Below are 6,617 nucleotides of genomic sequence, written 5' to 3'. Positions count from 1 at the left end.
GCAGCAATGTAACTATTATATCCAATTCGATACAACCAATCCATTAACAATATGTAAAATCAATGAGGATGGTCTTGCAAAAGAGGAAACCTACACACTTCCACTTGAAGACTCTCTTTTACCGATTACACCAAATCTATTTGATGAAGACGCATTAGTTATTGAAAACAACCAAGCACATTCCGTTGCTTTGCTAACTCCAGATCAAAAACCATATGTAACCGTAACCTTTGATGCTCCTTTATTCGGCGTATGGTCTCCTGCTAAGAAAACCGCTCCATTTATCTGTATCGAGCCTTGGTATGGACGCTGTGACCGTGAAAATTTTGCAGATACCTTAGAAAACAGAGAATGGGGACAACATTGCAAACCAAATGAAACATTCCATGCTTCCTATTCGATTACAATAAATACTCTATAAAATAACTATTTACAATCATGTACTTCAAATTATAATTTAGATTTCTACTTCCAAAAAGATTATGGGTATAATTTCCTATAATCTTTTTCTATATATTGCGTATCTATTCTTGCTTTTCCATTTTTTTCTTGGTAAAATATTCCTATATCACTTGTACTTGTATTCTCTAACTATATTGTGATTTTGCAAAACTCAGATAACTTAACCTGCTTCTCAGAGTTTTGCCCAACAACAACAAATAACACACCAATTCAAACTATAAGGAGGATGTTGTAGTGAAGTCTAGACTTAATACGATATTAATTATATTTTCCATTGTTCCACTTGTAATCATTACAGCGATTACCTTATCTTTCTATGGGAAGAAGAAGCAATCCGATCATATTGCCAATTTACAGAGTAACGCAGAATTCGGTTCCAAAATTATAACCAATCTACTTCATACCCAGGAGACAGAGTTATCCCTGCTCGCCAGGCAGAATGAAATCGTCAATTTATGCCTATATTCATCAGGTTCAAGTAGCAATGCGATTTCTCTTTACCAAGATTCACAAAATACATTACTACAAAAACAATATCTAAATCCCTATTATGAGATGCTCACTATCTATGATAGAACAGGAAATATCATTCGCTCAACTAATGAGCGCGAACAAAACCAAGCATATCGGACGCATCCTATTATTGAGAGAATTAATACTACTAATATGGTCACTAGTATTTCCCTTTCCCCAGGCTATTACAACAGTCTGACGAGAGATTGCTCCTATATCGATATTGGATCGCCAATATTTCGAAGCCAAACAAATAAAATTATTGGCTATCTTGTACTTACTGTTAATGCTAGTTTTTTTAATGAATATCTTGATATCTTTGAGTTAAGGACGTTTGACTTTACGACACTAATGGATCGTAGTGGTAATTACCTCTTCTTTCATGTTCCATCGAAGCCAATTCAAGAAAAGAACCCTACCTTTATCTCCAACTTTAAGTCTACAATAGAGGAGAATTCTTTATTAGGATATAGTAGTCTTGGAACAATATATTCTGGTAGTAGCTATGCCTACCATTTGATTGATGATTTGAATTGGTACTTTGTTATTCTACAAAATAATAATTTTCATGCGACTTATTCCTATGCTATTACTATTGTTATCGCAAGCATTATTATTCTACTTATTATTATTCTTGTCTCTAGTAGAAAGATAGCTTATAGTTTTGCTTATCCACTTCTTAATCTACGAGATTGTATGCGACAAGCTGCTGATGGTAATTTAACGGTGCTCTGCAATGTGAAAACAAAAGATGAGTTCGGTGAGCTCTCTCGTAGCTTTAACAAGATGTTACATATTATTAAATCCAATTATGACGAATTATCTTTTGTTCATAAAAAGTTATTAGTCAAAGAGGAACAATTACGCTCTAACTATGAACATATTGAATTCCTTGCTTATCATGATTCTCTTACTAGGTTACCTAATAAGGCAGCATTTTATGATTATCTGGACACAACACTAACAAGCGAACCAAGTTCTACACAAGCACATGCTATCTACTTCGTTGACCTTGATAATTTTAAAACAGTAAATGATACATTAGGCCACGACTACGGAGATGAATTATTAATTCAAACAGCTAACCTTCTAAATTTCTTCATTAAAGATAACGATTTACTTGCAAGAGCAGGTGGCGATGAATTTTTATTTTTTAAAGCAAATATTTCATCACAAGAGGAAGGTGTCAATTTTGCAAAAGATATATTAAAAAAATTCAAAGAACCAATTAATATTAATGGTAAATATATCTACATCTCCATGAGTATCGGCGTTTCCCTATACCCTTTAAATGGTGTTCAATATCATACGTTAATCAAAAATGCAGATATTGCTATGTATCGTTCCAAAGATACCGGAAAGAATCGACTTACCTTATTTGATGAAAGTATGCAGCAAGAAGTTAGTAGACACTCCGAGATTACTGAGATTTTAAGACATGCCATTGATAATAATGAAATCTATCTTGAATATCAACCACAATTTGACCTTGCTTTAGAAAGAATTATCGGTTTTGAAGCTCTTATGAGAATACATAGCCCAGTCCTTGGTAACCTCTCTCCGACAGAATTTATTCCAATTGCAGAAGAAAGTGGCATGATTAATGATTTAGGTTCTTGGGCATTACGAGAAGCCTGTACGTTTAATAAATATCTTCAAGACAACGGACTCCCTTACTGTATTGTTGCTGTTAATATATCTACAATACAACTGAATCAAAATGATTTCGTTACTCTTGTTGCTGATATTTTAAAAGAAACCGGTCTATCTCCGCAATATTTAGAGCTTGAAATTACGGAGAGTGCAATCGTTTCTTCCATTAGAGATGCTGTTTCCATACTTGATGAACTTCAAAACATGGGAATTCGAATCTCTCTTGATGACTTTGGTACTGGCTATTCTTCTCTTAACTATCTTACTCAAATGCCCATCAATACACTCAAGATTGACAAAGCATTTATTGATAAAATCAATTTGAATAAAAAAGATAACTATGTTGCAGAGGCAATTATCTCTCTTGCTCACAACCTAGAAGTAAAAGTTGTTGCTGAAGGTGTCGAAGATCACACGCAACTAAGTCTATTAAGAGAAAAACGATGTGACCTTATACAAGGTTATCTATACAGCAAACCGCTAAAACCAAACGATTTAATTCACATTCTTCAAATAAAAAAATAATATGTTCCCATCAAAAAAGATTAAGAGATGTCGCGAACGACATCTCTTAATCTTTTTTTACACACATCATTAATTTTTAAAATTACATAACAGCATATTTCTTTAATGTATTAGAGAACTTTTCATCGTATCCGTGGCAAGATACGGTTACGGGATTTTGAAATCCCATGCTCAAAACTCCAAGAAAAGATTTTGCATCTACTATAATTCTTTGATAAACTACATCAATATCAAAATCACATTTCTCTGCTGCTGTTACTAATTCTTTAACATCTTCTGGTGCCTGTAATTTAATTTCTACAGATTCCATAAACACGACTCCTTCTTTCTTGTACAATAGATAGTGGCGACTAGTTCTATTGTTGATTAACTAAGTTTCCTTATGAATGTTATAGTTATATCATATTTTTTTTTAATAGTCAAACTGTAATATGACAAAATTTACATCTCCTTTTTCAGCAACATATACGAAATTAACAAAATTAACATTAATATATGATACCATTTTCAAAAAAGTACTCTATTATCTTCTTTTTCCTACGCGTCCTAGACCTTCTTCTCGCACATTATGTGTCTGATTTTGGTTTTCAACTTTTGATTTATTGGTAACATTATTAAACATTTCTTGATCTTTCTTCTCTTCTGATTTTATGTTCTCTTTCTTATTCATATGATACCACTCCAATCCATGTAACAATTTTTTATAACTACTATCTTCTTTATCTAGTATTGGAAAATATATCATATTTATTCACTTACAGGAAAATTATTTTACTTACTATAATTTGTTTCTCGAATAAAGACTTGCTCTCTTTCATATATAATAAGTAATAACCTACACTTCTCGGAGGAAATGATATGAATTCCTGTAACTTAGTCGCCACTATAACTGGTATTGCATGTACATTATCAAATTGCTTATCAGAAGAAGAACTTGCCATATTAGCTGCTGCTCTTACTCAATTAGGGGATACCATTGCTACCATTCTTACGAATGAGGAGATTAGAGAGAACTGTTGTAATGGCTCAAGTGAAGATTTTGATTTACGCTAATAATTTCTTCAACGTCTGGATTCCTACTTTACCATCTTCCACCCAGCCTTGTTGGGCACGAAACTTATTGACTGCTCTCGTTGTCTTTGCTCCCCATTTACCATCAACAATAAGCTCTGCCTTCATTTTCGTATTCAATAATTTCTGTATCAGCTTTGTTATATACGTGTTCGTGTTGTCTTCGCTATAGGATTTTGCACTAGAAGAAACATTCTTAATTTGAAAATGCGGACTATCTGGGCTTACTGCCCAGTTTGCTCCTGCCTCAAAACCATACTTAACCATAGTCTCAATAATTTTTTTCGTTTCCTTGTCCCCTGCATTCCATATAGCGGTCATTTTTCCATTAATATTTCTTTGTGGCACTAAATCTACTGCATTTTTGCTTGTATGTATACTCGCTTGTGTCCATGTTACCTTCGTTCCTGTAACTGTTCTGCCAACGCTGTATAGATAGTTTTGTCTTGCCTGCGTTCGATATGTCTCTACAATAAGTGGGTTTATTCCTACACTTCTTATTTCTATCAGTGCCTTTTCCAAAAGCATCTGACATAGTATATTTAATTCTGAAACGTCTCTACATTGTTCTGTGTATGCCATATTAATTTTCCTCACTTTCCGCCTTGTCTTTCAACACATCGATAGCCTTTATTATTACCGTCGGAATTGGTATTCCCATGATTCCTGCGTTCTCTATAATTGAAATCGTTTCATTTATTATAAATGCAATTATGACTGCTGAGCGAATGTAGCCTAGCTTCGTCGCATTGTCTAGCTGATAGCCAACTAAAACAATTAGCAATGTTCCACCTTTTCTTACTAGTCCCGTCCAACACGCTTTCGAACTTCCTGCTCCAGTGATTGTCTTACTACTCTTCTTTAATATGAATCCAATTAGTAATCCCATTATAAAATCCACTGACATAAGTACTAATAGCGTCTTCAAATCCTGTGTCCAACCACCAAATAATTGCACGAAAAATGCTCCAACTACCCCTAATACTCCGATAAATTCTATTTGCATTCTAGTTAATATATTATTTATATCCTTACTCCCCCCTTCTTTTAATATAAGTATTAAGTAATTGCGAAACTCTATTTTATGTTTCTAAGCTTCTTGGTTAACAGACGCTAACACAAAACACGCTACACATCTCAGTCCTTCTAGGTGTATACGGATAAATCTTCAAAAGTTACGGAAACACCTTCGATTCGGCATCCTGCCTCAGCTCAGGCTGGCTCGGCGTCCATGCCTCGCCTTCCTAGGTTGTGTAGTATACACCAAGAAGGGCTACAGATGTTTCGCTATCGTTTTGTCTGTTATCGTATGTTAACCAAGAAGCAGTCCAATGTATCGAGAGTTTCGCAAGTACCTAAATATAAGTATATAAATCCCTCTACATTGTTCACATATTCTTCACGTTAGCTTCATAAATGTTACACATTTGAATGGTATTCTATGTATATCAAAGGAACAACAAATAATCCTTTTTATATAGATTTTTTTCATAACCCCCTCCCCCCTCTTAGAAGCCAGTGATGGCTTCTAATTTTTTTGTTGCGTAAGTGAGTATGGGGTATTTTTGTTAGCTAAATAGCTATTTAGTTACATAGAACAAAGATAGCTTAACCATATCACCACTCGCAATATCAATTGAGGCTACAAGTTTATTATCTTTATATGTTGTCGTAAAGTAATTACCCTTTTCTGTAACTACACCTGTATTACCAGCTCCAGCTACATATTGTAAAGGTAAATCGGCTATTACTGTGTTAGCACTTATCTCTTTAGTTGCTTTAAAACACATACTTAAAACAACTAATTTTCCATATCGTAAATATACTTGCGTGCCAATTCCTGTGAGATCCCCATTCATAGATATCGTTCCACTTGAAACAGTCAGGCTCTCTAAATCGTTACTTAATGACCAATTAGACCATATTCCTACATTTTTACTTCTGATATACATTACTGACGTTCCCGAAACAATAAATAGTTGAGTATTGTAGCTGTCATTGTTATTCATAACACTAATACACATTCCTTGTGAATATGCTGTAAGTCCTTGCTTATAAGGAGTATTAAGGGTATTACTATTGCAAACACAAATTGTTGCCGTCGGATTATTACAATCTATAAATATGCCTTTTATTGTTGTTAAATTATTATTTAGCGAATTTATTTCTTGTGCCATTACCGCCCCAACATCCGCACCAAGCACCATATCCGTATTTGTTGTTACCATGTCATGCGATATCTTATTCTTGTCAATTTTATCATCTAAAATATTTTGCAATGACTTGTTTTCCTTTAAACTTACAATCGCTTCAACAAGTGTTCTTGGGTAATAAATCGTGTCTTTAATTCGATTCTTCATTGTTTTTATTACCGATTTCAAAATTAATCACCT

The 6,617-nt window shown here is 33.9% G+C and carries 7 protein-coding genes and 1 pseudogene; 3 read left to right on the top strand and 5 right to left on the bottom strand.

Translation table 11 applies throughout. The features are described from left to right. Positions 1-421: pseudogene (locus RMR19_RS05815) on the top strand (aldose 1-epimerase family protein); the annotation flags it as partial. 275 nt (positions 422-696) lie between these two features. Next, positions 697-3,153, top strand: coding sequence for a bifunctional diguanylate cyclase/phosphodiesterase (locus RMR19_RS05810; protein WP_310602556.1), 2,457 nt, complete (start codon positions 697-699; stop codon positions 3,151-3,153). An 82-nt stretch (positions 3,154-3,235) separates the two neighbouring features. Here RMR19_RS05810 and RMR19_RS05805 read toward each other — a convergent pair whose 3' ends face one another. Together RMR19_RS05805 and RMR19_RS05800 are read right to left on the bottom strand one after the other, a co-directional pair. Beyond that, positions 3,236-3,463 carry an HPr family phosphocarrier protein gene (locus RMR19_RS05805; protein WP_310602555.1) on the bottom strand — a complete coding sequence of 76 codons (228 nt, stop codon included), beginning with the start codon at positions 3,461-3,463 and terminating at the stop codon, positions 3,236-3,238. 213 nt (positions 3,464-3,676) lie between these two features. Then, positions 3,677-3,898 (bottom strand): hypothetical protein, encoded by a 222-nt coding sequence (locus RMR19_RS05800; protein WP_310602554.1) that lies wholly within the window; start codon positions 3,896-3,898, stop codon positions 3,677-3,679. Positions 3,899-4,011: 113 nt separating this feature from the next. On the opposite strand from RMR19_RS05800, the gene RMR19_RS05795 reads away from it, so the two are divergent. Beyond that, a complete protein-coding gene (locus RMR19_RS05795; RefSeq protein WP_310602553.1) occupies positions 4,012-4,206 on the top strand; it encodes a DUF6774 domain-containing protein in 195 nt (64 codons plus the stop codon). On the opposite strand, the gene RMR19_RS05790 is transcribed toward RMR19_RS05795, so the two are convergent. From RMR19_RS05790 to RMR19_RS05780, 3 genes are all read right to left on the bottom strand, one after another. Then, a complete protein-coding gene (locus RMR19_RS05790; RefSeq protein WP_310602552.1) occupies positions 4,198-4,806 on the bottom strand; it encodes a peptidoglycan-binding protein in 609 nt (202 codons plus the stop codon). The genes RMR19_RS05795 and RMR19_RS05790 overlap by 9 nt on opposite strands. A gap of 1 nt (position 4,807) precedes the next feature. Continuing rightward, positions 4,808-5,230 (bottom strand): phage holin family protein, encoded by a 423-nt coding sequence (locus tag RMR19_RS05785; protein ID WP_310602551.1) that lies wholly within the window; start codon positions 5,228-5,230, stop codon positions 4,808-4,810. Between the two features lie 574 nt (positions 5,231-5,804). After that, a complete protein-coding gene (locus RMR19_RS05780) occupies positions 5,805-6,605 on the bottom strand; it encodes a pyocin knob domain-containing protein (protein WP_310602550.1) in 801 nt (266 codons plus the stop codon). Between the last annotated feature and the right edge of the window lie 12 nt (positions 6,606-6,617).

Source organism: Anaerosporobacter sp., assembly GCF_031551385.1.
In the GTDB taxonomy this organism is placed as follows: Bacteria; Bacillota; Clostridia; order Lachnospirales; family Lachnospiraceae; genus Anaerosporobacter.
The sequence above is the reverse complement of the archived record's forward strand: the minus strand, read 5'-3'. Positions and strand labels throughout refer to the sequence as shown.